Source organism: Haloarchaeobius iranensis (assembly GCF_900103505.1).
Taxonomy (GTDB): domain Archaea; phylum Halobacteriota; class Halobacteria; order Halobacteriales; family Natrialbaceae; genus Haloarchaeobius; species Haloarchaeobius iranensis.
This window is the reverse complement of record NZ_FNIA01000001.1, coordinates 279178-303177: the sequence shown is the minus strand read 5'-3', so window position 1 is coordinate 303177 and position 24000 is coordinate 279178. Positions and strand designations below refer to the sequence as shown.

Below are 24000 nucleotides of genomic sequence, written 5' to 3'. Positions count from 1 at the left end.
TACCAGACAAGGCCGTTCTGAAGTTCTCGTGTAACCGGACGCGTGCCGTAGACATCCTCGTAGTAGCAGTGGAGGAAGCCACGAAAGAGGTCTGCTGGCTCGTGAACTCGTGTTCGCCCCCGGCAAGCGGGGGCGAACACGTCGTACTCCAGCAGAAAATCGAACTCAAGATACTCGAACAACGGTACTGTCTCGGTAGCCGCCGCATTCAAGAAGTCGTCTACCGAAGCTACGTCTTGCAGGGCGTTGGTACTGCTGGACACAGTTTCCAAACCCTGCGGCCTCCCTTGGGAGGCTTTCTATGACACGCTCCATGGAGGCCTGATTCTGTTCGGTCCCGCCAGTCTGGTTCGCAAAGAACTCGACGCCGGTCTGATACGGTATCCCGTACTCCTGGTCGCAGCTATTGGCATACGGATCCGGGGGATCACTGAAGTGACCCTGCATCTGGAATCGCTTGAAACCACCAGTCCCCGCTATCTCGTCGTAGTCCGTGGCGACGGTACAGTCGCTGTTGTACCGGACTTGGGCCGAGGTCCCGAACTCGTACGTCCAGCTTGAACCAGCAGATTCATCGCTACATCTACTCGGGAAGTCCTCCGACATCGAGCCAGACAGGGAGTTCGCATCCAAGAATCCGACGGTATCGGAGCTACACCCTCCACCACCCCCTCCGCCCGGATCGGTGTGGTCGTTCGTACCGACACCGTCGCTCTCCGTTTGCGAGCCACTGTCTGAGCTGCTAGACTGTGCTGAAACCGGAGCATTCTGGATGCTGTTCGATTTCGGAATCCCCTCGTTCGGAATGTCGATTTCGGCAGTGCTGACAACCCCTACTGATTTCCGGCCTGGTCGTAGAGCTTCACCCACATCTGCGTGCGTGAATCCCTGATCTGCTGGATTGAGTGAGAACGCAACTGAACCGTACTCCGAAGTCGGTCGCTTGACAGTCCCGGTCACTTTGTCGTCGAGTATATCGATCCGGATTTTTAGTGGGAGTTCACGCCCATTCTCACGAACGACGAATTGCTCTGTTGATTAAAAATCAACGACGAGTATTTCCAATCAGTATGACCATAGCGAATTAACGGATGGAGTCCCCCACCCCGACCCCCACACACGCCCCCGAACACGACAGTTTAAACCACGCCAGGAGCCAAGTGGGGGTAGATGAAGACAGCGGACGTGCCGGGGGTCCCGTCGGCGTTCGTCGACCAGCTCCACGAGCAGGGCATCGAGGAGCTGTACCCGCCCCAGGCCGAGGCGGTCGAGGCCGGCGTGACCGAGGGCCAGAGCCTCGTCGCGTCGGTCCCCACCGCGTCGGGCAAGACGCTCGTCGCCCAGCTGGCGATGCTCTCGGCGGTCCAGCGCGGCGGCAAGGCGCTCTACATCGTCCCGCTGCGGGCGCTGGCGTCGGAGAAGAAGGCGGAGTTCGAGGCGTTCGAGTCGTTCGGCGTGAGCGTCGGCGTCTCGACGGGCAACTACGAGTCCGACGGCGGCTGGCTCGCCGAGAAGGACATCGTCGTCGCGACCAGCGAGAAGGTGGACTCGCTGGTGCGCAACGGCGCGCCGTGGCTGGAGGACCTGACCTGCGTCGTCGCCGACGAGGTGCATCTCATCGACGACCGGAACCGCGGGCCGACGCTGGAGGTCACCCTCGCGAAGCTCCGGCAGGTGAACCCCGGGCTCCAGGTCGTCGCGCTCTCCGCGACGGTCGGCAACGCCGGGGACATCGCCGAGTGGCTCGACGCCGAACTCGTCGACTCGGACTGGCGGCCCATCGAGCTCCGGAAGGGCGTCCACTACGGCCAGGCGCTGCACTTCGAGGACGACACCACGCGGGAGGTGCCGGTCCGCGACGGCGAGAAGCAGACCGCCGGGCTGGTGCGGGATACGCTCTCCGAGGGCGGCTCCTCGCTGGTGTTCGTCAACTCCCGACGGAACGCGGAGGCGGCCGCCCGCCGGCTCGGCGACGTGGTCGAGCCGTTCCTCGACAGCGAGACGAAGGAGACGCTCGCCGGGCTCGCCGACGATATCCGCGACGTGAGCGACGCGGAGACCAGCGACGACCTCGCCGACGCCGTCGCCAAGGGCGCGGCGTTCCACCACGCCGGGCTGGCCAGGGGGCACCGTCAGCTCGTCGAGGACGCGTTCCGCGACCGCACGCTGAAGGTCGTGAGCGCGACGCCGACGCTCGCCGCGGGTGTGAACACGCCGAGCCGCCGGGTCGTCGTGCGGGACTGGCGGCGCTACGACGGCACCGGGATGCAGCCGCTGTCGGTGCTCGAGGTCCACCAGATGATGGGGCGGGCGGGCCGCCCGGGCCGGGACCCCTACGGCGAGGCGGTGCTGCTCGCGAACAGCCACGAGGACATCGAGGAGCTACAGGACCGGTACATCGACGCCGAGCCAGAGGACGTCCGGTCGAAGCTGGCGGCCGAACCGGCGATGCGGACCCACGTGCTGGCGACCATCGCCTCCGGCTTCGCCCGGACCCGCGAGGGGCTGCTGTCGTTCCTGGAGCAGACGCTCTACGCCAGCCAGTCCACCGAGGAGGGGCGGCTGGAGCGCGTCGCCGACAGCGTCGTCGACTACCTCGTCCAGAACGGCTTCGTCGAGCGCGACGGCGACGAGCTGACCGCGACGAACGTCGGCCACACCGTCTCGATGCTGTACCTCGACCCGATGAGCGCGGCGACCATCATCGACGGGCTGGAGTCCATCGCGGGCGCGACCGAGCCGACGACCGAGTTCGAGGCCGAGGAGACGACGGCGGGCTTCCAGACGTTCAGCCGGAGCGACGACGGGACGGAGGCCGACGACGGCGATGGCGAAGCACCGGGCGTCGCGGACACCGACATCGACAAGCCCACCCCGCTCGGGCTCTACCAGCTGCTCTCTCGCACACCGGACATGTACGAGCTGTACCTGAAATCCGGCGACCGGGAGGAGTTCACCGAGGTGTTCTACGAGCGCGAGGCGGAGCTGCTCGGCCCCGCGCCGACGGAGTACGAGGAGGACCGCTTCGAGGACTGGCTCTCGGCGCTCAAGACCGCCCGGCTGCTGGAGGACTGGGCCGACGAGGTCGACGAGGACCGCATCACCGAGCGCTACGACGTGGGACCGGGCGACCTGCGCGGGAAGGTCGAGACGGCGGAGTGGCTGCTCGGCGCGACCGAGCGCGTCGCCGGCGAGCTCGACCTCCCCGGCCCGGTCACGGTCGGCGTGCGCGAGGCGAAGAAACGGGTGCAGGACGGCGTGCGCGAGGAGCTACTCGAACTCGTCTCCGTGCGCGAGGTCGGCCGCAAGCGCGCCCGGCGGCTCCACGACGCCGGTATCGAGGACCGCGAGGCCCTCCGCACGGTCGACAAGTCGGTCGTGCTCGCCGCGCTGGGCGACCGGCCGAAGACCGCGGAGACCATCATGCAGAACGCCGGTCGGGAGGACCCGTCCGTCGAGGGCGTCGACCCGGCGAACGAGGTGGTCGCGGACGGCGAGGGTGACAGTGGGGACGGCGCGACGGGCGAGCAGGACGACGAACCACAGAGCCAGACCAGCCTGGGTGACTTCTGATGCGGGTGGTCCAGGGCCGGACGCCGGTCGCCGACGTGGACGAACTCCTCGCGTTCCTCGATACCGTCGCCGCCGAGCACGACTGCGTCGTCCAGGCGTTCGACCCGCGATACGTCGTCGACGAGGCCCACCTACACGTTGCGGTCGACCGTGCGGCCCGCGCCTGGCGTCGTGACGACGCCATCGCCCGCGACCCCGGTGTCGAGGTGTTGCTGTACGCCGCCGGCCGCCGGCAGATCTCCCGCGCACTCGAACTGGGCGTGCCAGAGGGGACCGGCGTGCCGGTCGTCGCCGTCGTCGTGAGCGAGTTCCCCGACGAGCCGTTCGAGACGGACGACCGCGAAGCCGCCGCAGCAGCGGCGCTCGCCGCCGAGTGGAGCGAGGACGAGGTGCTCGAAACGGCCACCGACGAGGCCCGGGTCTGCGAGTTCTTCGACGTCTGCGAGGCGGAGCGCGCCGCGACCGACGCCTCCCTCTCCGAGCTGGTCCGCGAGCGCGTCTCGCTGCTGGTCGTCGAGAAGTGACGGCGGGCGCCCGGAACGCTCCCCGTCAATCATTTACCCGTCTCGGACGAACGCCAGCGCATGCGAGTCGAGTTCGACCGGGACACCTGTATCGGGATGTTCCAGTGCGTGGCGGAGTGGGGCGATGGGTTCGAGAAGGACGAGGACGACGGGAAGGCCGACCTCGTGGGCGGAGAGGAGGTCGGGGAGGACCTGTTCGCCGTCGAAGTACCGGAGGGGGAGGAGCTGGACGCGAAGTTCGCGGCGCGCTCGTGTCCCGTCGACGCCATCGTCGTGTACGACGACGACGGGGAGCAGCTGGTGCCGTAGCGTGCCAAGGACTGGCAAGTGCTTTAGGGTGGGAGTCCGATAGGAGTATTCATGAGTGCGACTCCCCGGATTCTCGTCGTCGACGGCGACGAGGACCGGGCTGCGGAGACGGCGGCTGTACTGACGGACCTCGGTGCCGACGCGGACGTCGAAATCGCCGGGAGCGACGACGAGGCGCTCTCTGCCATCGGGCGGGCGGTGCCGGACTGTGTCGTGACCGAGCAGGACCTGGGCGAGCGGACCGGGCTGGAGCTGCTCGAGACCGTCCGCGCGGTCCACGGGCAGGTACCGGTCGTGCTGTGTTCCGCGATGGGCAGCGAGCGGGTGGCCGAGCGGGCTGTCGCGGCGGACGTCGACGGCTACGTGCGCCGTCAGACCGGCGACTGGGAGGACCGGTTGCGCGAGCGCGTCAGCGCGTGCCTGGAGGCTGGGACCGGGACGGACCGGCTGAAGGAGCGAGCGCTGGACGAGGCCCCGGTCGGCATCACCATCGCGGACGCGAACGCACCTGACATGCCGCTGGTGTACGTCAACGAGTCGTTCGTGCGGCTCACGGGGTACGAGCGCGAGTTCGCCATCGGCCGGAACTGTCGGTTCCTCCAGGGCGAGGACTCGGACCCGGAGGCGATCCAGGCGATGCGCGACGCCATCGAGGCCCAGGAGTCGGAGTCGGTCGAGCTGGTGAACTACACGAAAGACGGCGAGCGGTTCTGGAACCGCGTGGACATCGCGCCGGTCCGGAACAGCGCGGGCGAGGTGACCCACTACGTGGGCTTCCAGACGGACGTGACCGACCGCGTGGACGCCGAGCGCACGGCCGAACACCGCGCCGCGATGCTGGACACCGAGCGCGCGGGGCTCGAACACCTCCTCGACCGGGTCAACGGCGTGGTCCAGGAGACGACGCGGGCGCTGGTCGAGTCGACCACCCGGGCGGGCATCGAACGGAACGTCACGGAGCTGCTCGCCGACACCGACCCGTACACCTGTGCGTGGGTCGGCGAGCCGGACCTGGCGGACGACAGCATCCGCCCGAACGCCATCGTCGGCGGGCCCAGCGAGGGCGACGCGCTCGAGCTCAGCCGGAGCGACGGGCCGGTCGCCCGCGCCATCGAGACCGGCGAGGTGCAGGTCGCGGCCGTCGAGGGGCTACCGACGGCGGCGTGGCACGAGGCGAGAACCGACGACCGATGCGAGATGCTGGCGGCCATCCCGCTGGTGTACCGCGACGCCCGCTACGGCGTGCTGACGGTGTACACCTCCGACGCGGACGCGCTGGACGAACGCGAGGCGACCATCCTCGCCGCGCTCGGCCGGATGGTCGCGACGGCGGTGTCGGCGGCCGAGACGCGCCGGACGCTGACCGCGGACGACATCGTCGAGCTCTCGTTCCACGTCGACGACCGGTCGGTGTTCTTCGTGGACGTGGCCCAGCGCGCGGACGCGACGCTCTCGTACGCGGGGTCGGTGTACCGCGACGACGACACGCTCGGGATGTTCTTCACCGTCGAGTCGGACGACCCCGACGCGGTGGTCGCGATCGCCGAGGAGCACGACGACGTGGCCGCGGCGAAGGTCATCACCCGGAACGAGGGCATCGCGCTCGTCGAGTTCAGCATCGGTAGCTCCGGGCTGCTCTCGACGCTCGCGGAGTACGGCGGCGACGTGACCGACATCGAGGCGTCGCCGGAGACGACGACCGTCGAGGTCGAGCTCCCCCGGGAGGCCAACGCGCGGACCGTGGTGGACAACGTCGAGCAGGCGTTCGGGGGGGTCAGCCTGGGTGCGTACCGCGAGCGCCAGCGCGCCGCGACGACGAAACAGGAGTTCATCGCCGCGCTAGAGGACGAGCTGACCGACCGCCAGCTGACCGCCCTCCAGCGGGCGTACTTCGGGGACTTCTTCGAGTGGCCGCGCCCGACGAGCGGAGACGACCTCGCGGAGTCGATGGGCATCGCTCGCTCGACGTACCATCAGCACCTCCGTGCGGCCGAACGCAAGCTCGTCGGCGAGTTCTTCGACCGCCCGTAGCCCAACTAGGTAGGTATTAGAAAACGCCTGCCCCCGCCAATCCCAACCAGTTCGGTATAGGAGCCGAATGCGTCACCGGACCTCGGCCGCGTGAATCGGGTCATGTTAAACCACACCACGATATAGCAGGCAATTTTTACATCCCACACCCAATCAGTTAGTAAAGCCACATATGTGCTGTGGGTAGAGCACAACTAGTTCGGCACTCATCATAATCAAGCGGACATCGTACGTCTACCCGTACCATGGCAGTACCAGGAGACGAAGCGATTTGGCTATGGATAGGCACGGCAGGCATGACACTCGGCACCCTCGCGTTCCTCGCGATGGGCTGGAACGAGACGGACGAGCGCAAGAAGACGTACTACATCGTCACGACGTTCATCCCAGCCATCGCGGCGGTGTCGTACTTCTCGATGGCGACAGGGTTCGGCGTCATCGACATCCCGAATCACGACTACCCCGTGTACTGGGCGCGGTACGCTGACTGGCTGTTCACCACGCCGCTGCTCCTGCTCGACCTCGCGCTGCTCGCCGGGGCGAGCCGGAACACTATCGGGACGCTCGTCGGCCTCGACATCGCGATGATCGTCACGGGGCTCGGCGGCGCACTGGCGACCGAGGGCGCGGCCCTCCGCATCGCCTGGTGGGGCATCAGCTGTGGCTTCTTCCTCGTCCTGCTGTACTTCCTGGTCGGGCGGCTCACCGCCCGCGCCCAGGAGCAGCCCGGCGAGGTCGGCAGCCTGTTCGGAACGCTCCGGAACCTGACGATGGTGCTCTGGTTCGCCTACCCGGTGGTGTGGCTCGTCGGCACCGAGGGGCTGGCCATCGTCGGCATCGTTCCCGAGACGGCCATCTTCATGGTGCTCGACCTGAGCGCGAAGGTCGGCTTCGGCTTCCTGCTGCTGCGGAGCCACGCCGTCCTCGACTCCGTCGAGACCGACACCGGTGCCGCGGAGAGCCCGGAAGCGGCCTGAATCGCCACCCGACCACACCGCACAGCCACCGAGACACCGCTGTAACCGTTCAACACATCCCATCCCGATGACCAGCATCCCGTCGTACACCGCGTTCCTCGTCGTGTTCGTGGGTATCCCTATCGCGATGCTGGTCCGCAGGGGTCGGCGCGAGCGTCGTCGCCACGCCGGGGTCGCAACCGGCCTGATGGTCGCGGCGGCGCTCGTGTACACGACACCCTGGGACAACTACCTCATCGGACAGGGCGTCTGGTGGTACGCCGACGGCGCGGTCACCGCGCGCATCTGGCTGGCCCCCGTCGAGGAGTACCTGTTCATCGCGCTCCAGCCGGTGCTGGCAGCGCTCTGGATCTATCACCGCGGCTGGGCCGACGCCGGCACCGCCCCCAACGACCCCCCGGCGGCCGACGTGACGACCGACGGCGGCTACGTCACCACGCCGGTACCGAGGGACACGGCGACGATGACGTTCCCGCGCGTCGGCGGTGCACTCGCGTGGCTCGCCGTCGCCGCCGTCGGCCTCTGGGCGGTCACCACCGGCCCGGGGTACTACCTCGGCGCGATACTCGCGTGGGCTGCGCCGGTGCTCGCGCTTCAGTGGGCCATCGGCGGCGGCTTCCTCTGGACCATCCGGCGGCGGCTGGCCCTGCTCGTCGCGGTCCCGACGGGCTACCTCTGGGCGGCCGACTGGCTCGCGATCGAGCTCGGCATCTGGGCCATCTCGCCGACCCACACCACCGGCGTCGGCCTTCTCGGGCTCCCCGTCGAGGAGATGACCTTCTTCCTCGTCACGAACCTGCTCGTCGTCCAGGGAATCGTCCTCTTCCACCGGGTGGTCGAGCGATGGCGGTGAGCGGGACGGCCGTCCGCAAGCGGACCGTCGAGGTGCTGTTCGCTCCCGTCTGGCTCGTCCTCGCCGCGGTCGCGGCCGCGTTCGCGCTCGGCGCGCAGGTGTCGCCCACCCTCGCGGCGGTGCCGCTCGTCGCCAGCGTGCTCGTCCTCGGGCTCCCCCACGGCGCGACCGACCACGTCGTCGCCGCCCACAGCGGGCTCTCGCAGCGGGCGTACCTGTTCGTCGCCGCCGTCTACCTCGTCCTCGGCGGGGCGTACCTCGTCGCGTGGTTCCTCGCGCCCGTCGCGTCGTTCGTCTTCTTCATCGCCCTCACGCTCGTCCACTGGGGACAGGGTGACTGCTACGTGCTCTCCGAACGCTCCGACGGGCGCTACCCGGCGTCGCGCGGCCACACCGCCTTGCTCGTCGCGACCCGCGGCGCCCTCCCGATGCTCGTCCCGCTCGTCGCGTTCCCCGGCATCTACGAGCGGGTATTCGCGTGGACCGTCGGCCTGTTCGGTGTCGGCCCGGACGCCGTCGCGTGGGCGTTCACGCCGGCGGCTCGCACCGTCGTGGCAGGAGCCCTCGCCGTGCTGTTCGCGACGACCCTCGCCGTCGGCTACCGGGTCGACGGCGAGACGTGGCGCCTCGACGCCGCCGAGACCGGGCTGCTCGTCGCCTTCTTCGGGCTCGTCCCGCCGCTGCTGGCTGTCGGGCTCTACTTCACGCTCTGGCACTCGCTCCGCCACGTCGTCCGCACCGTGCTGCTCGACGAGCCGTCGGTCGACGCACTCGCCCGCGGCGACCGGCTGACCGCCGCCCTGCGGTACGTTCGCGACGCCGCGCCGAACACCGTCGGCGCGCTCGCCGTCCTCGCCGCCGTCTGGGTCACGGTGCCACGGACGCCCGCCGGCGTCGAGGGGGCCGTCGCGGCGTATCTGGTGCTACTCGCCGTGCTCACGCTCCCGCATTTCCTCGTCGTGAGCGCGCTCGACCGGGCCCAGGGCGTCTGGTCCGCGGGGGAGACCTGACGCCGGACCGAACGGTTCCGACACAACAGTTATGATATTCGGTGTCGATGCATCCCATAACCATGTCGACCGACGACTACACCGCTCGTCTCCGCGAGTGGGCGGAACTGCTCGACGTTCGGGTATCGGAGGCACAGGCACGTTCCGCACGCATCGAGGTCGCCGGGCCACCGTCGCAGCGTGACGGCGACGAACCGACGTAGAAACCGAGTTACGCGATCTTCTCGTACTGTTCGGAGAGCTTGTCGGCCGCCTCGCCGAGCTGGTCGCGCTCGAACTCCGAGAGGTCCCACTCGACGACCTCCTCGACGCCGTCACTGCCCAGCTTGACGGGGACGCCGAGGCCGACGTCGTCGTGGCCGAACTCGCCCTGGAGCTTGACCGACGCCGGCAGCACCTCGCCGGTGTCGCGCAGGATGGCCTCGACCATGTGGGCGACGCCCGTCGCCGGGCCCCACTCGGTCGCACCCTTGCGCTCGATGACGTTCATCGCCGACTCCTTCAGGTCGCCGAGGATCTCCTCCTTCTCGTCGTCGCTGAACTCGGGGTCCGCACCGTCGACGCGGACCTTCGAGAAGACCGGGACCTGCGCATCGCCGTGCTCGCCCAGGATGGTCGCCTCGACGTTCCCGACCTGCGTGTCGAAGCGCTCGGAGAGCACGTAGCGGAAGCGCGCGGAGTCGAGTCGGCCACCGAAGCCGACGACCTTGTTCCGGTCGCGGTCGCCCGCCTCGTACAGGTGGCGGTTGAGCAGGTCGACCGGGTTCGACGTCGTCACGGTGACGAAGTCGTCGTTGTGCTCGGCCAGCGAGGAGCCGATGTCCTCCATGATGGGCGCGTTGTCGCCCGCGAGGTCGATGCGGGTCTGGCCCGGCTGGCGCGGGATGCCCGCCGTGATGACCACGACGTCCGAGCCGGCCGTGTCCGCGTAGCTGCCCTGGCGGACGGTCGTGTTCGAGTCGTACGCGATGCCGTGGTTGGCGTCCGCGGCCTGGCCGACCGTCTCGTCTTCCTTGTCCGGGATGTCCACGAAGACGAGCTCGTCGACCACGTCACGAAGCGCGAGGTTGTAGCCTGCGGCGGCCCCAACGGTGCCGGCCGCACCGACTACGCTAACTTTCGCCATAACACTCGAAACTGCTCCCGATTCTCGGTTAAACGTGTCGAAGTCGGCATTGCTGGCGACCGCACGCGCGTGGTCCCGGTGCGTCGGTCACTCGCCGCCCCCGCCGCTGCGCTGGCCGAGCACGTAGCCCGCACCGAGCACGAGGGCCGCACCGCCGACACCGCCGGCGACGAGCGTCGGCGAGAGGCCACCGGTCCCGCCGTCGCCGTCCGACGTGCCGGTGTCGGTACTGCCCCCGCTGGCGGGGTCCTCGCCGTCGCCGCTGCTCGTCCCGCCGGCCGTCCCGTCGTCCGCGGCGGCGTCGTCACCGTCGGCGTCGACGTCCGCGCCGCTCCCGTCGACCGTGACGGTGCCGCCCTTGACCGCGGTCGCCAGCTGGCTCGACTCGTCGTTCGCGGAGGTGTCCGCCTCGACGAACGCGAGGTCGGTCTCGTCGCCAGCGTCACCGACGACGGTGAACGTGACGCGTGCAACCGTCGGCGACTGCGTCCCGCTGGACTGCGACTGGGTCATGAACACCCAGCCCTCGTTCGCGTTCTGCACCGGGTCCGAGAAGTCGGCGCCCTCGACGGACTCGAACCGCAGGACCGACGGGTCCCACGTGAGGTTCGCCTGGTAGCCCGCGACGTTCTCCCCCTCGACGGCGACCGCCACGGTCACCGTCTCGCCCGGCTCGGCGCTCGCGTCGCCGACCGCGATCGTTGCCTCGGACTGCTCGGCCGCGACGACGCCCGGCGCGAGCGCCCCGCAGACCATCGCCAGGGCCACGAGCACGACGAGCCCCGACGCGTGACGTTTCGATGCCATCGTTACCTCGGCTTTCGGCTACAGCGAGATAAACGTACAGGATACATCGGGGCGAAAAATAGGCGTGGTCGGCTGCCGTTTCGCGGTGGCGGCGAGGCCGACGGTCGGCCCAGGACCCCTGGCGGTTCGCGGACTCCGCCCGACGATGTACTGCTGGACGAGCGTCGCGTCCCGGACGATGGGTGCCCACCCGGCGAGTCGATGGCAGTACCCTTTTCGACTTCGCACACGTTCCACCCACCATGAGCGAGGAGTTCGACAAGGAAGCCGAACGAGAGAAGCTCCGCGAGCAGTTCGCGACCGAGGAGGAGGAACGCGAGCAGACACGTCGGATGAGCGAACTCCTGCTGAAGGGCGCGACGATGACGAACAGGCACTGCGACCGCTGTGGCGACCCCGTCTTCCGCCAGAACGGCCAGGAGTTCTGTCCGTCCTGCCAGGGTGGGGGACAGGCGGCCGCCCAGCAACAACAGCAGCAGCGACAACAGCAGCAACAGCAGTCCACCAGCGACTCCGAGACGGAGCCGGCACCCGAGCTGGACGAGGCGTCGGACCCCGGGACGGAGCCGGCACCCGAGCCGGCCACGGAAGGGCCGGCTCGTACCCGTACCACCACCCCGACGGGGACAGCCGAGACGCCGGACCGAACGCCCGCTCCTGAGCCCATCGAGCGGACGCCACGGGTCGACGACCGAACGCCGACGACGCCGACCGACGCCACCGAGTTCGACGACGCGGCCGCCGCCATCGAGGCGACCATCCGGCGGTTCAGCGCGGCCGCCGCGAACACCGACGACCCCGCCAGAGCGCGAGAGTACCTGCAGACCGTCCGCGAGGCGAGCGACACGCTGGCGGCGCTGCGCGGTCGCTGAAACGAGAATCCGTCCCTACCGTCCGGGTTCGTACTGGCTCCCGACGACCTCGCGAATCCGTTCTGCGGTGACGGAGCCGACGCCGTCGACGGCGAGCAGCTCGTCCTCGGTGGCCGACAGCGCGTCCTCGACGGTGCCGAAGTGCGCGAGCAGCGACCGGGCCGTCACCGGGCCGATATCCGCGATGGCCCCGACGACGTACTCCTGTTGCTCGGCGAGTGTCTTCTTCGCCTTCTCGCCGTGGACGGACACCTCGCGGTCGTTCTTCGTCTGCTCGCGCCCGGCGATGACCGCGAGCAGGTCGCGGGTGTCGGCCTCGCTCTCGGTGCGGAGGACGCTGACGCCGAAGTCGACCGCGAGCGACGCGAGCGCCCCCCGGACCGCGTTCGGGTGGATGTCGCGGGTGCCGACGAGGCTGTCCGTCCCCTCGATGACGAGCACGGGGCGGGCGTAGTGCCCCGAGAGGTCCCTGAGCTGCTCGAACAGCGAGCGGTCGCTCCCGGTCAGGGTGTCGAGGAAGTCGGCGACGGACTTGCGCTCGACGGCGACGCGGTCCGAGAGCACGTAGTCGCCGACCGCCAGCGTCTCCAGTCGGGTGGTCACGTCGTCCCGGGTCGAGAGTTCGCGGGGGATGGCGGAGTCCATCTCACGCTGGTCGATGACTACCTCGGCGAGGTCCTCGTCGGGGTCGGTCTCCGCGGTGGCCACGACGCCGTCGCTGGCGTCGCCCTCGGTCGCGGACTCGTCGACAGCGGCCTCGCGCTCTTCGGTCGCTGTCTCGGATTCGGCGGCGGCGGCAGCCTCCCTCTCGTCTCCGTCGTCGCCCCCGAACTCCTGCAGCCCGGGCTGCATCTCCTCCTCGCCCTCGTCGAACTCGCCGAGGCTGGTCTGCCCGTCGTCGAGGTCGGCAGCGACCTCGTCGGCGACGCCCTTCAGCTCGCGGAGCTCGGACTCCATCTGCTTCTCCTTGCGCCGCGAGATCCAGAAGTACGCCTCGTCGCGGGTGTCCTCGGCCATGAGGACGACGACCCTGCCCTCGGTCTGGCGGCCGGTCCGACCCTTCCGCTGGATGGATCGGATGGCCGTCGGCACCGGCTCGTAGAACAGCACGAGGTCGACCTCGGGGACGTCCAGCCCCTCCTCGGCGACGCTGGTGGAGACGAGCACCTCGAACTCGCCGTCCTTGAACGCCGAGAGGGTCTCCTGTTGTTCCTTCTGGGTCATCCCGTCGGAGCCCTCCTTGTCGCCCTGCCCGACGAACCGGCGCGTCTCGAAGTGGTTCGAGAGGAAGTCGGTGAGCGCCTCGGCGGTGTCGCGCGACTCGGTGAACACGATGACGCGCTCGCCGTCCTTGATGCCGAGCGTCTCCGCGAGCAGGATGCGCGCCTTCCGGTACTTCGGGTGGATGTCGTCGAACGAGTGGGCGCGGCGGATGGCCTCCTCGACCTTCGGCTCGGAGATCATCCGCTGACTGGCCTTCGACGCCCCCGACGACCGCGCGGCGTTCTGCTGGCGCTCGAAGTACCGGCAGGTCGCCTCGACGGACTGCGTCTCCACGTAGGTGACCGCGGTCCGGAGCTTGCGTATCTCCGCGAGGAAGCTCATCCCCTCGTAGCCCGCGGACTGGTCGTTGTCCATCATCTGCTGGAGCTGGCCCTGTATCTCGTGTATCTCGCGTTCGGAGAGGTCAGGCGAGGTCTTCCGGGTGACCCCGAGCTCCTTCAGCTTGCCCAGCCGGTCCGAGATGACGTCGTTGAGCGCGTCGCGTATCTCGATGACCTCGTCGGGGAGCTGTATCTTCTCCCACTCGACCTCCGTGTCGTGGGTGTACTCGTCGACGTCGGCGTCGTCCTCGGTCATCACCTCCACCTCGCGGATGCCGAGGTTCTCACAGACCTCCTGTATCTCCTCGGCGTCACCGCCGGGCGAGGCGCTCATCCCGGTGACCAGGGGGTCGGCGGCGTCGCCGTGGTAGCGCTCGGCGATGAAGTTGTACGCGTAGTCGCCGGTGGCGCGGTGGCACTCGTCGAACGTCAGGTGGGTCACGTCCCGCAGCGAGACGCGGCCGCCGACGAGGTCGTTCTCGACGACCTGTGGCGTCGCGATGACCACGGTGGCATCCGCCCAGAGCGCCGCCCGGTCCTCGGGGCTCACGTCGCCCGTGAACACGACTATCTCGTCGTCCGGGATGGTGAGGGCCTCGCGGTAGAACTCGGCGTGTTGCTGGACGAGCGGCTTCGTCGGCGCGAGCAGCAGCGACTTCCCGCCGACCTCGTCGAGCCGGCGGGCGGTCACCAGCAGGCTGACCGTCGTCTTCCCGAGGCCGGTCGGCAGGCAGACGAGGGTGTGGTCCTTGGTCGCGGTACCGGCCAGTCTGAGCTGGTAGAGCCGTCGTTCGAGGAATCCGGGCGTGAGCAGTGCGTGCTCGATGGACTCCCCGTCGCTGTCCGTCGTCGCCATCTACCGCGGGTTTGGGCGTCGTCCCGGTTAAGGGTTCGCCGACCGCGGTGGAAGTGAAACGGCGGACGGAATCCACCTGTCGCCGTTCCGGATGCTATCTCGTTTCAGACACTTTTACGTCGCGGGAGTGGCTGGACAACCAGCAGTATGTCTCAGCTTAACGTACACTGTTCGGTGCCACGCTAACCCTGTTCGGCGGGTTCCTGTTCCTCGGCGACAACCTCACTCTGACCCCCGATATCGGCTACTGGACGATGCTGCTCGGGGTCGGCATCAGCTTCGTCGCTCTCGTCGCTGCCAGTGCCGGCGACTCGAGCTGACGCTCCGCCGGGCGACGCGTCAACACGCGTGACCTGGCCGGGGAAGTCAGTCGATGAGTTCACCGACGAGCTCGATGAGCAGCTCCTCGTCGCCGAGGACGGCGACGACGACGGCGAGCACGAGCAGGACGACCGCGGCCGCGATGACGAGTTCGAGTGTGGTCATGCTGCACCCGGAGTGTGCCCGCCGTTCGGCTGAGAAGATTCGTCCTATGTGCGTAGGGACGGTGCGACGCGGGCGCGTACGTCGCCGCGGCCGCGTCACGCGAACACCGTCACGACCGCGTCGACGGGCTCGCCCGTCCCGACGAGCACCGCCGCGGCCGTCACCGACGCGAGGATGGGGATGGTGAGGTTGTCGTCGATGACGTACGTCGCGACGACCGGCTTGACGCCGTCGGCCAGCGTGGCCGCGACGGCGGCACCGACGGCCGCGACGGTCGGCAGGAACGGCAGCGCGAACACGAGCGAGACGGCGAACATCGTCGCGAGGACGCGCAGGCGCTTGACCCGCCGCAGCTCGCCCGAGCCGAGCAGGCCGCTGATGGGGTCGCCGAGGGTGAGCATGTACATCGCGGGCACCGCGACCGCGGGGACGAACAGGAGGCCCGCGAACGTCCCGCCGAACATGTACAGGGCGTAGCCCGCGAGGTTGTCCTGTTCGTACTCGCGGGTGAGCTTCTCGAAGATTGCCCAGTCGAGGCCGACGAACAGCCGGATGACCTCCAGGGCCAGTGCACTGACGGTCGCCAGGACGAGCACGTACCGGACCACCTGCCAGGGGAGCTCCGGGACGGCGTCGAGCTGGCCGACGACCCACGCAGTCGGCAGTATCGACCCGCTCGCGTGGACCAGCCGTCTGGCGACCTCGTCGTCCATCTCAGTAGTCGTCGAACGTCGCGTCGCCTGTTCGGAGCGCGGTCAGCGTCTCGACGAGGTCGTCGAGGTCGACCCGGGTCTGGGCCGTGGAGTCGCGCTCGCGGATGGTCGCCGTGCCCTGCGGGTCGCCGTCGAGGGTGACACAGAACGGCGTGCCGACCTCGTCCTGCCGGCGGTAGCGCCGGCCGATGGAGCCCGAGTCGTCGTAGGTGACCGACAGGCCCGCGTCGCGCAGCTCCTGTGCCACCTCGCGGGCGCGCTCCGGCAGTCCGTCCTGGTCGGTGAGCGGGAACACGCCGACGAACGTCGGGGCGACCTCGGGTTCGAGCGAGAGGTAGTTGCGGTGCTCGCCCTCGACCTCGTCCTCGCTGAAGGCGTGGTGGACGACCGTGTAGAGCGCGCGGTCGACGCCGAACGACGGCTCGACGACGTGCGGCGTGATGTGCTCGCCGGACTCGGTCACCTCGTCGACGCTGAAGTTCACGTGCTCGGTCGGGATCTCGTAGGCTTCGCCGTCGACCTCGACGGACACCGAGTCGCCGTCGAAGGCCGTGCGGTCGCGTTCGGCGAGCGACTGGAGCGCCTCGGCGATGCCGGCGGCCGCGCCCCCGAACTCCGGACCGAGGTAGCTCATGTCCGGGTCGACCGTCGCGCGCTCGACCGTCTTCGCCTCGTCGTACTGCTTGAAGAGCGTGAAGTCGTCGTCGGAGTGCTCGGCGTGCTTCGAGAGGTCGTAGTCGCTCCGGTAGGCGAAGCCGGCGAGCTCGATCCAGTCGCCGTCGACCTCGGCCTCGGCGTCCCAGCAGTCCGCGGCGTAGTGCGCCAGCTCGCCGGGGAGGTGCTGGCGGAACCGGAACCGCTCCATGTCGACGCCGACGCGGTCGTACCACTCCGTCGCGACGCCGAGGTAGTACGCCACCCACTCGTCGCCGATGACGCCCTCGTCGACCGCCTCGCCGATGGTCCACTCGGTCGTCGCGGCGTCGGGGTCCGCCTGCATCTCCGCGGAGTACAGCGGCGCGGTCACGTCGCGGACCGCGTCGAGGTCCGGTTCGTCCTCCTCGGGGTCGACGAACAGCTCGAGCTCGGCCTGCGTGAACTCCCGGACCCGGAGCAGCGACTTCCGGGGCGAGATCTCGTTGCGGTAGGCGCGACCGATCTGGGTGACGCCGAAGGGGAGCTGGTTGCGGGCGTACTCCTTCAGCTGCGGGAACTCCACGAAGATGCCCTGTGCCGTCTCCGGCCGCAGGTAGCCCGGCTGGGAGGAGCCGGGGCCGATGCTCGTCTCGAACATCAGGTTGAACGCCGTCACCGCCTGGCCCGCGAGGCCGGCACCGCAGCTCGGGCAGACCAGCTCGAACTCCGCGATGAGCTCCTCGACCTCCGGGATGGGGTAGCTCTCGGCCTCCTCGATATCGGTGTTGTCCTCGATGATGTGGTCCGCGCGGTGGCTCTCGCCGCACTCCGGGCACTCGACGAGCATGTCGTCGAAGCCGTCGAGGTGGCCGGACGCCTCGAACACCGGCTCGGGGGCGACCGTCGGCGCGTCGACCTCCAGGTTGCCCTCCTGGATGGTGAACCGGTCGCGCCAGGCGTCCTCGATGTTGCGCTTGAGCGCCGCGCCCTGCGGGCCGAACGTGTAGAAGCCCGAGACACCGCCGTACGCGCCGCTGGCCTGGAAGAAGTAGCCCCGTCGCTTCGCGAGCTCGACGACGTCCGCCGTCTCAGTCATACAGCGCCTCCAGCAGGTCGATGTCCCTGACGATGCCGACGAGCGGCTCGCCGGACACCATCGGGACCTGCTCGATGTCGTGCCGGACCATCAGCTGGGCGGCCTCGACGATCGTCTTCTTCGCGGAGACCGTGACGATGTCCTCGGTCATGAACTCGGAGACGGGCGTCGCGGGGATCTCGACGTTCCGGGTCGGCAGGTAGCGGCCACCGACGGCCTTGATTCCCTCCCAGGCCCACTCGTCGTCCTGGCCGGCGATGGAGTCGCCGGTGTCGTCCTCGCCCTCGACGATGCGAGCGACCTCGACGATGTCGACCTCCGTGACCATCCCCGCGAGGTCGGTCTCGTCGTCGAGCACGACCGCGTACGGGACGTTCGCGTAGTAGAGCTGTCGCTCGACGACCGGCAGCGGCGTGCCGGTGTAGGTGGTGTTCACGTCGCGGGTCGCCACGTCGCCGACGACCGCGTCCGTCTCGACGTTCTCGCGGGCGATGGCGTGGATGACGTCGGTGATGGTGACGATACCCTCGAGCTCGCCGTCGACCACCGGCACCCGGCGCGCACCAGCCTCCACCATGAGGCGCGCGACCTCGGTGAGGTCCGTGTCCTGGGTCGTCGTCGGCACTTCCTCGTCCATCAGCAGCGCCAGCTGGTCCTCGTCGGGGCGCTCGATGAGCAGGTCCCGCGAGACGAGACCGCGGTACGCCTCGACGCCGTCCGTCTCTTTCACGACCGGGACCGATGAGAAACCGTACTCCTGGAGATACTCGAGCACGTCGTCGCGGGTGCCCGGCAGCTCGACGGTGACCAACTCTGAACGGGGCGTCATCGCGTCGGCAACTTTCATACCGGCGGGATACGTGCAAAAGCCGCTTAAAGGCCCTGTTTCTTCGTTGGGCCATCACACGCCCCCGCCCCGTGCCAGCAGCTCACATGAAGTCAGCGATGCCCGTCTGGCGGTTCGTGTCGTCCTCGAACACCGACGAGAGCGCCTTCTCCAGCTTCTCCAGGCGCTGGACGGTGTACGGTCGGCAGCCGAACTCCTCGGCCACCATCAGCGCCGTCTGCATGTACTTGTTCACCGAGCCCTGGTGGACCGTGAGGTTCACCCGGCCACCGCACTCCCGGCAGTCGCCGGTCAGCGGCATCCGGCGGTACTTCTCCCCGCAGTCCAGACACCGCGTCTCCTGCCTGGAGAACGCCCGCAGGTTCCCGATGAGGTCCGGCAGGAAGTGGTACTCGATGATGCGCTCGGCCACGTCGGTCTCGTCGACCGCCCGGAGCTTCCGCGAGAGGTGCAGCTGGGCGTCCATCTTGTCCTGCATCGACCCCAGCGTCTTGTACGCCGACAGCGCCGGCCCCATGTGAATGTCCGTCGTGTCGTGCGTGTGGGCGAAGTCGGTGTACTCCCGCTCCGTGCCGAGCGTCTCCTCGGCGATCGTCATGATGTCCTCCACTTCTTCGGGGTCGGCCATCTCGCGGGTCGCCTCGTAGAACTCGGTCGGGTACTCCCACATGATGTCCATGTTGTGCGCCTCGTCGTCGATCTCGGAGGGGTCGATGCGGCTGGACATCACGAGCGGCGCGTCCATCTTGCCGCCCCGCTGGTCCGGCAGGAACGCCTTCGAAAAGTTCAGGAGGCCGTCGAGCAGAAGCATGACGCAGTCCTCGTCGCCGTCGCACTGCTTCTGTGAGGTATCATTCGCGATCAACGAGTGAGTGTCCTCGACAGTCAGACAGTACGTGTGTTCGTAGTCAGACTCGACGTACGAAACCTCGGTGATTTCGTCGATGTAGTATTCGCCCGAGCCTCCGTCAAAAATCCGTCTGGCCCTTGGCTCGATGCTCTCGACGTGTCCAGCCAGTCGTTCTCGCTTGCGGGACAGATGAAGGTCGACTCTCTCGGCGAACCGAACTGCATCAGACGAGCTAACGTTGATTACGAACGACACAGCCGACATTGATTCATCATCATCGTTGTAGAAGTCCGGGAACTTCTCGACGAGAGGCGCGGGCTCAGTAGTGGTAACCTTCGCGGTGATTCCGATTCGAGTGAGTAATGCGAGTAGGTCCTCTTTGAGCTCTCGACTCACAGTCGTCGCCTGAACCATCAACGAATTCTTGTCGACCATCCCGTCGCCACTGAAGTATCCACCGAGATACGAACCGACGAGTTCGTCTGGTGCGTCGAAGATGCAGGCAGGAACTCGTTTATCCTCTGCTCCGGTACCGCAGTCAAGTACACTCTCAAACAACACACGCGGCAAGCGGCCCGAGACGGTTACCTTCGCATGGTTCTCTCGATATGCTTCGACACCGAGTGCAGATCTGAGCGTGTCCTCGAAGAACTCACGCGCTTCCATTTCGACACCAGAGATAGTCGTCTGATGAATCGTCCCCTTCGGAGTTGACTGCTCGCGAGCGAATCCCTCGGCTGTGTAATAACCAAGGAGCGTGGCGAACTCCGAATCAACCTCGACAAACCGGTCAATGTCGACGCAGTCTCGTTTCATTCCGAGCGCAACGTCGTCGGGAACGTTCTCGACGACAGCGTCCGGGGAACCCAGCAACTCGATCAGGAGGGATGCCGGTACGCTTTCCCGGTAGACGTAGTTGCTCAATCCTTTCTTCGTCAGACCGAGGAACTCCGCCGTGCTCTTCAGTGGATAGAACTGTCCGTTCCAGTCGTCCTCCAGTACAGCAGTGAAGAGGTCGTAGAGTTCGTCTTTTTCGAGACCTTTCACCATGAGCGACTCGTTCGGAACTTCGTCACTCACGAGGAGCTCTTCCAGGAGGTCGAGCCTGATTTCGGACCCTGCAACGTCTATTTCTGCAGGTGTTACCAGTGAATCCGAAGGTGTGAGTTCGTTAGCCCGCTTCGAGGTTACCCCGGCGTCGAAGACGTGGACCTCGTGGTCCGGAGTCACAGTAATCTCTCTGCCACCCCGAGTCTCGATTTCGACCAGGTGCTCCGTCGACCGGTGTCTCGACACCGCCTCGACCGGCTTCCGGACGAGCGTGCCGTCGTCGGCGAGCGACGGGACCGACACCTCCCCATCGAGTTCCTGCACGAGCGTCCCGAAGTCGTCTTCCTCCGCGGACTCGGGGTCCAACCGTTCCTCCACGAACGAGCGAATCTCGTCGTAATGCGTTGCTCCCGACTCGTCCTCGAACCATATCTTCGTCTCCGGGTGGAAGCAGTTCCGGCGCTTCGCCGCGTGGAAGTACGGATGTGCGTACCCGACGGCCGCACTCGTGAATCCCACGACCCGCCCGACGGTCGCGGCGGAGGTGTGGGGGGCCATCCCGAAGACGAGTTCGCCGACGAGCTCCTCGCGCTCGTCCATCTCGTAGAACGGTTCGAGGCCGTAGTAGGACTCGAGCAGGTCGTCGACGAAGTCGGCGGTCTTGAGCATGTGCTCGGCCGCGCCGTCGGAGAGGACGACGTCCTGCACCTTCAGCTCGACGAGCTGGTCGTCGTGGCGGAGCTCGTCGCCGTGGACGTCAGTCTCGTAGCCCAGCGCGCGGAGCTGGTCGGCGGTGACGTCGAGCTCGGTGGCGCGGACGGCGGTGACCGGGAGGTCGGTCATGTCGTAGCGGACGGTACCGTCCTTGAACGCGGTGACGCCGTGTTTCGCCCGGAGGACGCCCTTGGCCATGGGCTCGGGCGTCTTGTTCGTCGAGGAGAGCCCCTTGACGCCCTTGAGGATCTCGAAGGAGTTCTCGCGCTCGCCGACCTCGTCCATGGCGTCCCAGTACTGCGCCTTGAGGTCGATCTCGTGGAACTCGACGCTGGTGCCGTCGACCTCGCAGTGGTCGCAGTGGACCCGGCCGGCGTCGTCGGGTTCGAGCTCCTGCTCGCAGTCGGGACAGAAGTAGTACGGCTCGGTGCGCTCGCCGCAGTCGGGACAGCGCGTCTCGAAGGTCTGCTCGCCGCAGCCGGTGCACTCGCGGGTGCCGACCTGGGCCTCGATGCGGCCGGGGGTCGAGCGCATGTCGGGTGCGTGTTTCGCGCCTTCGGCGACCGAGCGCTGGCTGCCGCCGGCCTCGCCGACGGGGAACAGCGTGTGGACGGCGGGCGAGAGGTCCCGGGACTCGGACTTCTCGGGGCGGCCCATCCGGTTGCCGACCCGGGTGGGAGCGCGCTCGCGGACGGTGAACGGTGCGACCTCGTTGACGGCCTCGATGGCGTTGGTGCCGAGCGGCCGGTCGTCGTCGCGGTCGGTCGGCTCGGCGTCCTGTCCGGCGTCGACCGTGTCGTCGCTGGTCCCCCAGGTCAGTGCCCGGTCGGAGAGGTCGGAGAGCGTCCAGGTGCGGTCCAGCTCCTCGTCGATGCCGAGGCTCCGGAGGAAGGGGACGTAGTCGCGGACGAGGAGTTCGTCGTCGGTCTGGTGGTGCGGTTTCAGCAGCGTCTCGACGGTCTCGCGGACCTCGCCGCGGCGCGGGACGTGCAGGGTGCCGTCCTCGACGTCGCCGTCGGCGACGGCGTCGGCGAGCTCGTCGAAGGCAGCGACGGAGATGTCGTGCCAGACGTAGGTGTACGCCGGGTGGAGGGGCGCGTCGTACTCGGTGGCCCACTCGAGCGCCTCCTCGGCGCTGGGGTCGTCGAGGTCGACGTGTGGGGAGTCACGCAGCGCCTGGAGGTCCGCGCCGGCGTCGTCGAACTCGCCGCGCCACCACTCGACGGTGTAGGAGGCAGGGGCGAGGGGGTGGTTGTTCTCGACGAACTCGCCGTAGTTGACCAGGTACTCGCCGAGGTCGAGGATGCGCTCGACGCCGTTCCGTATCTCGAGTGCCTCCTCGGGGTCGTCGACCTGGCGCACGTCGCCGTTTGCCAGCCGGACCGTCGGCCCCTCGATGGAGTCGACGGGGACGACGCCGGCGGCCTTGCCGGGTCGTTCGGTCTTGATCTGGGTGCCCGTCGCGAGGAAGTCGTCGACGAGGTGCATCGTGGCAGGGTGGACGCCGGCGGTCGCGAAGCCGTGGTTGCGCGCCCGGCCGTAGCGCAGCCGGAAGCCCCCCGACTCGCAGGGATGGCTGAAGACTGGCCGGCCGGCGATGAGGTCGCGCAGGAACTTCTGGCTCTTCTCGACGCGGGGCGGGCCGTTCGGGCCGTCGGCCGCCTCGCTCTCGCCGTCGCCGTCGTCGCCGGTGTCGGCCCCGGCATCGTCCCCGGCGTCGCTCTCGGCCTCGTCGCCCGCGTCGCCGCTCTCGTCGTCGTAGTACGTGCCGTCGATGAGGTCCTGGAGCCACGGCCAGTCGACCTCGTCGAGGTTCTTCGTGTAGCGCTGGATCTTCGGGGCCTTCAGCGCGATGCCCTCCGCGAGGACGAGGCACATCCCCCCGCGGGCGGAGTTGGTGTCGACGCGTTCGAGGTCGCGGAAGCCGGAGACCTCCTCGTCGCCGGTCGCCTCGCCGTCGAGCATGATGGGCATGTGCTCGGCGATGAACTTCGTCTCCTCGTCCTTCGGCGAGTACTGGAGGCCGGTCTCCTTGTCGTACAGCGCGATCTCCTCGGCGTAGCGCTCGACCTCGTCACCCCGAGCCTTGTACTGGTCGATGTCGAGCAGCGCACGGGCGTAGTCCGCGACGAGCACGGAGAGCGCCTGTGCGGTGCCACCCGCGGAGCGGATGGGCCCCGCGTAGTAGACGTTGATGAACTCGGTTCCGTCGTCGTTCTCCAGCAGTTCGACGCGGTCGATGCCCTCGATGGGGGCCGCGACGACGCCCTCGGTCAGCAGGGCGACGGCGGTCCGGACCGCGCCCTCGACCTTCCCCTCGCGGGACTCGTAGTCGCCGACGGTGCCCTCGACGAAGTCCTCGACGAGTTCGAGCGCGGCCTCCTCGCGGGACATCTGGCCCTCGAGTTCGCGCACCCGCTCGGCGACGCCGTCGATGCCGAGGATGTTCTCGACGCGGTCGGCCATGTCGCGGGCGGTCGGAATCTCGACCTCCGGTTCGGGGTCCCCGCCGGACGCCTTCGCGCGCTGGGCGAGGTCGAACGCCTCGTCGAGGCGCGATTCGATCCGTTCGAAGTAGCGCTCGTCTGCCTCCCGCATTATAGCCAGAGGTCCAGGTCGGTGGTCTCGTCGTGCTCGCGGACGAGGGGGTCCTCGAACGCACGGACGTACAGTTCGCCGGCCCAGACCGTCGCGGCGTCCAGGTGGCCGGCGAGCGCGCCGCCGCTGGGTCGCGAGAGCACGGCGTGGGTGTGTGCGAACGGCTCGCCGTCGAGGTCGGCGACGTTCCCGACGCAGGCGGCGACCTCCAGGGGCTCGTCGAAGGTCACCGCGTCGTACTCGCAGGTCGCCTGGTCGTAGAACCAGACCTCGGCGTCCTGGACCGCGCCGAGTCCGGTGAACCAGGCGGCCTCGATTCCCTCGTCGACAGCCAGCGTCTCGAGCTGCTCGCGCCAGTCGCCGCCGGTCTCCAGTCGGCACAGGAACTCCCGCTCGGTGGCGACCTCCCGGTAGTGCATATCCCCGTGAAGGGGGGTCGACGGCAAAAAGGTAGTGTCATCGACCGTG

Annotated in this window: 17 protein-coding genes and 1 pseudogene; 9 read left to right on the top strand and 9 right to left on the bottom strand. The window is 68.2% G+C overall.

The window, feature by feature from the left end; translation table 11 throughout:
* Positions 1 to 263 (bottom strand): annotated as a pseudogene (locus tag BLT27_RS01395) (IS5/IS1182 family transposase); the annotation flags it as partial.
* A gap of 907 nt (positions 264 to 1170) precedes the next feature.
* Between BLT27_RS01395 and BLT27_RS01390 the strand changes: the two are divergent.
* From BLT27_RS01390 to BLT27_RS19545, 8 genes are all read left to right on the top strand, one after another.
* On the top strand, positions 1171 to 3573 hold the full coding sequence (locus tag BLT27_RS01390; protein WP_089731237.1) for an ATP-dependent DNA helicase: 2403 nt from the start codon (positions 1171 to 1173) through the stop codon (positions 3571 to 3573).
* On the top strand, positions 3573 to 4097 hold the full coding sequence (gene cgi121, locus BLT27_RS01385) for a KEOPS complex subunit Cgi121 (protein WP_089731236.1): 525 nt from the start codon (positions 3573 to 3575) through the stop codon (positions 4095 to 4097). Before BLT27_RS01390 ends, cgi121 begins: the two co-directional genes overlap by 1 nt.
* Positions 4098 to 4157: 60 nt before the next feature.
* A complete protein-coding gene (locus tag BLT27_RS01380; protein ID WP_089731235.1) occupies positions 4158 to 4406 on the top strand; it encodes a ferredoxin in 249 nt (82 codons plus the stop codon).
* Positions 4407 to 4457: 51 nt separating this feature from the next.
* The gene (locus tag BLT27_RS01375) at positions 4458 to 6437 is read left to right on the top strand and encodes a bacterio-opsin activator domain-containing protein (RefSeq protein WP_089731234.1); all 1980 of its coding nucleotides are present in this window, start codon (positions 4458 to 4460) and stop codon (positions 6435 to 6437) included.
* Positions 6438 to 6682: 245 nt separating this feature from the next.
* Positions 6683 to 7414, top strand: coding sequence for a bacteriorhodopsin (locus tag BLT27_RS01370; protein WP_089731233.1), 732 nt, complete (start codon positions 6683 to 6685; stop codon positions 7412 to 7414).
* 67 nt (positions 7415 to 7481) lie between these two features.
* The gene (locus BLT27_RS01365) at positions 7482 to 8267 is read left to right on the top strand and encodes a lycopene cyclase domain-containing protein (RefSeq protein WP_089731232.1); all 786 of its coding nucleotides are present in this window, start codon (positions 7482 to 7484) and stop codon (positions 8265 to 8267) included.
* Positions 8258 to 9277: a Brp/Blh family beta-carotene 15,15'-dioxygenase gene (locus tag BLT27_RS01360; protein ID WP_089731231.1), complete on the top strand. Its 1020-nt coding sequence runs from the start codon at positions 8258 to 8260 to the stop codon at positions 9275 to 9277. Before BLT27_RS01365 ends, BLT27_RS01360 begins: the two co-directional genes overlap by 10 nt.
* A 62-nt stretch (positions 9278 to 9339) precedes the next feature.
* Positions 9340 to 9480, top strand: a complete 141-nt coding sequence (locus BLT27_RS19545) for a hypothetical protein (protein ID WP_175526335.1) — start codon at positions 9340 to 9342, stop codon at positions 9478 to 9480.
* Between the two features lie 8 nt (positions 9481 to 9488).
* On the opposite strand, the gene mdh is transcribed toward BLT27_RS19545, so the two are convergent.
* Both mdh and BLT27_RS01350 read right to left on the bottom strand, forming a co-directional pair.
* Positions 9489 to 10403, bottom strand: coding sequence for a malate dehydrogenase (mdh, locus tag BLT27_RS01355; RefSeq protein WP_089731230.1), 915 nt, complete (start codon positions 10401 to 10403; stop codon positions 9489 to 9491).
* Between the two features lie 87 nt (positions 10404 to 10490).
* Positions 10491 to 11210: a cohesin domain-containing protein gene (locus BLT27_RS01350; RefSeq protein WP_089731229.1), complete on the bottom strand. Its 720-nt coding sequence runs from the start codon at positions 11208 to 11210 to the stop codon at positions 10491 to 10493.
* A 242-nt stretch (positions 11211 to 11452) separates the two neighbouring features.
* Between BLT27_RS01350 and BLT27_RS01345 the strand changes: the two genes are divergently transcribed.
* On the top strand, positions 11453 to 12082 hold the full coding sequence (locus BLT27_RS01345; protein ID WP_089731228.1) for an Sjogren's syndrome/scleroderma autoantigen 1 family protein: 630 nt from the start codon (positions 11453 to 11455) through the stop codon (positions 12080 to 12082).
* A gap of 15 nt (positions 12083 to 12097) precedes the next feature.
* Here the strand turns inward: BLT27_RS01345 and BLT27_RS01340 are convergent, their stop codons facing one another.
* The 6 genes from BLT27_RS01340 to BLT27_RS01315 all read right to left on the bottom strand — a co-directional run bounded on the left by BLT27_RS01340 (position 12098) and on the right by BLT27_RS01315 (position 23951).
* The gene (locus BLT27_RS01340) at positions 12098 to 14542 is read right to left on the bottom strand and encodes a DEAD/DEAH box helicase (protein WP_089731227.1); all 2445 of its coding nucleotides are present in this window, start codon (positions 14540 to 14542) and stop codon (positions 12098 to 12100) included.
* A 581-nt stretch (positions 14543 to 15123) separates the two neighbouring features.
* Complete coding sequence (locus tag BLT27_RS01335) at positions 15124 to 15741, bottom strand: diacylglycerol/polyprenol kinase family protein (protein ID WP_089731226.1); 618 nt, start codon at positions 15739 to 15741, stop codon at positions 15124 to 15126.
* A 1-nt stretch (position 15742) separates the two neighbouring features.
* The gene (gene glyS, locus BLT27_RS01330) at positions 15743 to 17473 is read right to left on the bottom strand and encodes a glycine--tRNA ligase (protein ID WP_089731225.1); all 1731 of its coding nucleotides are present in this window, start codon (positions 17471 to 17473) and stop codon (positions 15743 to 15745) included.
* Positions 17466 to 18320: a CBS domain-containing protein gene (locus BLT27_RS01325; protein WP_089731224.1), complete on the bottom strand. Its 855-nt coding sequence runs from the start codon at positions 18318 to 18320 to the stop codon at positions 17466 to 17468. The genes glyS and BLT27_RS01325 overlap by 8 nt, the downstream gene beginning before the upstream one ends.
* Positions 18321 to 18402: 82 nt before the next feature.
* The gene (locus BLT27_RS01320) at positions 18403 to 23532 is read right to left on the bottom strand and encodes an LAGLIDADG family homing endonuclease (protein ID WP_089731223.1); all 5130 of its coding nucleotides are present in this window, start codon (positions 23530 to 23532) and stop codon (positions 18403 to 18405) included.
* Positions 23532 to 23951 carry a PPC domain-containing DNA-binding protein gene (locus tag BLT27_RS01315; RefSeq protein WP_089731222.1) on the bottom strand — a complete coding sequence of 140 codons (420 nt, stop codon included), beginning with the start codon at positions 23949 to 23951 and terminating at the stop codon, positions 23532 to 23534. Before BLT27_RS01315 ends, BLT27_RS01320 begins: the two co-directional genes overlap by 1 nt.
* Between the last annotated feature and the right edge of the window lie 49 nt (positions 23952 to 24000).

What these genes read in the sequence shown, in the direction of transcription:
- BLT27_RS01390 (WP_089731237.1), top strand. Translation starts at nt 1,171, where the DNA reads ATGAAGACAGCGGACGTGCCGGGGGTCCCGTCGGCGTTCGTCGACCAG.
- cgi121 (WP_089731236.1), top strand. Translation starts at nt 3,573, where the DNA reads ATGCGGGTGGTCCAGGGCCGGACGCCGGTCGCCGACGTGGACGAACTC.
- BLT27_RS01380 (WP_089731235.1), top strand. Translation starts at nt 4,158, where the DNA reads ATGCGAGTCGAGTTCGACCGGGACACCTGTATCGGGATGTTCCAGTGC.
- BLT27_RS01375 (WP_089731234.1), top strand. Translation starts at nt 4,458, where the DNA reads ATGAGTGCGACTCCCCGGATTCTCGTCGTCGACGGCGACGAGGACCGG.
- BLT27_RS01370 (WP_089731233.1), top strand. Translation starts at nt 6,683, where the DNA reads ATGGCAGTACCAGGAGACGAAGCGATTTGGCTATGGATAGGCACGGCA.
- BLT27_RS01365 (WP_089731232.1), top strand. Translation starts at nt 7,482, where the DNA reads ATGACCAGCATCCCGTCGTACACCGCGTTCCTCGTCGTGTTCGTGGGT.
- BLT27_RS01360 (WP_089731231.1), top strand. Translation starts at nt 8,258, where the DNA reads ATGGCGGTGAGCGGGACGGCCGTCCGCAAGCGGACCGTCGAGGTGCTG.
- BLT27_RS19545 (WP_175526335.1), top strand. Translation starts at nt 9,340, where the DNA reads ATGTCGACCGACGACTACACCGCTCGTCTCCGCGAGTGGGCGGAACTG.
- mdh (WP_089731230.1), bottom strand. Translation starts at nt 10,403, where the DNA reads ATGGCGAAAGTTAGCGTAGTCGGTGCGGCCGGCACCGTTGGGGCCGCC.
- BLT27_RS01350 (WP_089731229.1), bottom strand. Translation starts at nt 11,210, where the DNA reads ATGGCATCGAAACGTCACGCGTCGGGGCTCGTCGTGCTCGTGGCCCTG.
- BLT27_RS01345 (WP_089731228.1), top strand. Translation starts at nt 11,453, where the DNA reads ATGAGCGAGGAGTTCGACAAGGAAGCCGAACGAGAGAAGCTCCGCGAG.
- BLT27_RS01340 (WP_089731227.1), bottom strand. Translation starts at nt 14,542, where the DNA reads ATGGCGACGACGGACAGCGACGGGGAGTCCATCGAGCACGCACTGCTC.
- BLT27_RS01335 (WP_089731226.1), bottom strand. Translation starts at nt 15,741, where the DNA reads ATGGACGACGAGGTCGCCAGACGGCTGGTCCACGCGAGCGGGTCGATA.
- glyS (WP_089731225.1), bottom strand. Translation starts at nt 17,473, where the DNA reads ATGACTGAGACGGCGGACGTCGTCGAGCTCGCGAAGCGACGGGGCTAC.
- BLT27_RS01325 (WP_089731224.1), bottom strand. Translation starts at nt 18,320, where the DNA reads ATGAAAGTTGCCGACGCGATGACGCCCCGTTCAGAGTTGGTCACCGTC.
- BLT27_RS01320 (WP_089731223.1), bottom strand. Translation starts at nt 23,532, where the DNA reads ATGCGGGAGGCAGACGAGCGCTACTTCGAACGGATCGAATCGCGCCTC.
- BLT27_RS01315 (WP_089731222.1), bottom strand. Translation starts at nt 23,951, where the DNA reads ATGCACTACCGGGAGGTCGCCACCGAGCGGGAGTTCCTGTGCCGACTG.